Genomic DNA, 1,460 nt, shown 5'->3' on the forward strand with positions numbered 1-1,460 from the left:
GTGAACTGCACCCCAAAAGTTGGACACCTGTCCAACCTTTTTGGGGTGTTTTTCATGGCGAAGTACGACGAGCAGTTCAAGCTCAAGGTGGTAAGGCAGTACCTGAGCGGTCGAGTCGGCTTCAATGCAATTGCGGCGAAGCATGGTATTGGTCACAGTCTGGTGGAGCGTTGGGTGGCGAGCTATCGCCAGCATGGCCGAGACGGGCTGCGCAAGAAGTTCAGTCACTACAGCGCTGAGTTCAGGCTGGCAGTGCTGCAGCGCATGTGGCGAGAGGGTTGGTCGGTCGGGCAAACGGCGGCGGTGTTCGACATTCGCAGCCCTGACTGCATTGGGGTCTGGGAGCGCCGCTATCATAGTGGTGGTATGGATGCCCTGTCGCCCCGACCTCGCGGGCGCCCCAAGACGATGCCACAAGCCATGCCTGATAAGCCTGCCACCGACACCACAGTCCCCAACGACGAGCGTTCCCGCAAGGACTTGCTCAAGGAAATCGAGAATCTGCGCGCGGAGGTGGCGTATCTAAAAAAACTCGATGCCTTGGTTCAAGCGAAGAAAGCGGCGCAACAGAAAAGGCGCAAATAGTGCTTGAGCTAAGGCAGCAATACCCGCTGGCGGGCTTGCTCAAGGCGGCGGGCCTGGCGCGCAGCACGTTCTACTACCAGCAAAAGGTGATGGGAGCGCGCGACAAGTACGCAGACGTGAAAGCCAGGATCCGGGCTGTCTATGCAAGCCACAAGGGCTGCTATGGCTATCGGCGCATCACCGCGACGATCCGGCAGGCGGGGAGGGTCATCAACCACAAGACAGTGCAGCGCCTGATGGGGCAGTTGCAGTTGAAGTCGGTAGTGCGGCCCAAGAAGTACCGCTCCTATCGGGGGGCAGTCGGACGTACTGCGCCCGACTTGTTGAAACGGCAGTTCGACGCGCAGCGCCCCAACCAGAAGTGGGTGACCGACGTGACTGAGTTCAATGTGGGCGCAGAGAAGTTGTATCTATCGCCGGTAATGGACTTGTACAACGGCGAAATCATTGCCTACCAGACGAGCAAGCGGCCTACCTTCGATCTGGTCATGACTATGCTCAAGAAGGCCCTGGTCAAGTGCCGGGGCTGCGACAAACCGTTGTTGCATTCCGACCAGGGATGGCAGTACCAGATGCCGGCCTATCGACGCATGCTCGACGAACACGCCGTGATACAAAGCATGTCGCGCAAGGGAAACTGCTTAGACAATGCTGCCATGGAGAGCTTCTTCGGCACGCTCAAGGCGGAATACTTCCATCTGAACAAGTTCGTGAACGTGGACCAACTCAAGGCCGGGTTGGCGCGCTACATTCGCTATTACAACCACGACCGCATCAAGCTCAAACTAAGAGGGCTGAGTCCTGTGCAATACAGGACCCAGCCCTTCGGCGCCTAGCGTCACCGACCGTCCAACTTTAGGGGGTCAGTTCACCGG

At 58.3% G+C, this 1,460-nt stretch carries 1 protein-coding gene; it reads left to right on the forward strand.

Annotated elements, in window-relative coordinates; all coding sequences use genetic code 11:
• Positions 1–54: 54 nt before the first annotated feature.
• A protein-coding gene (locus tag AC3WXD_RS34915; RefSeq protein WP_492325742.1) for an IS3 family transposase occupies positions 55–1,421 on the forward strand; the annotation gives its coding sequence in 2 pieces (ribosomal slippage) (positions 55–532 and positions 532–1,421; 1,368 coding nt in all).
• Positions 1,422–1,460 lie beyond the last annotated feature (39 nt).

It is taken from the genome of Cupriavidus sp. FW216-B1 (assembly GCF_058789195.1).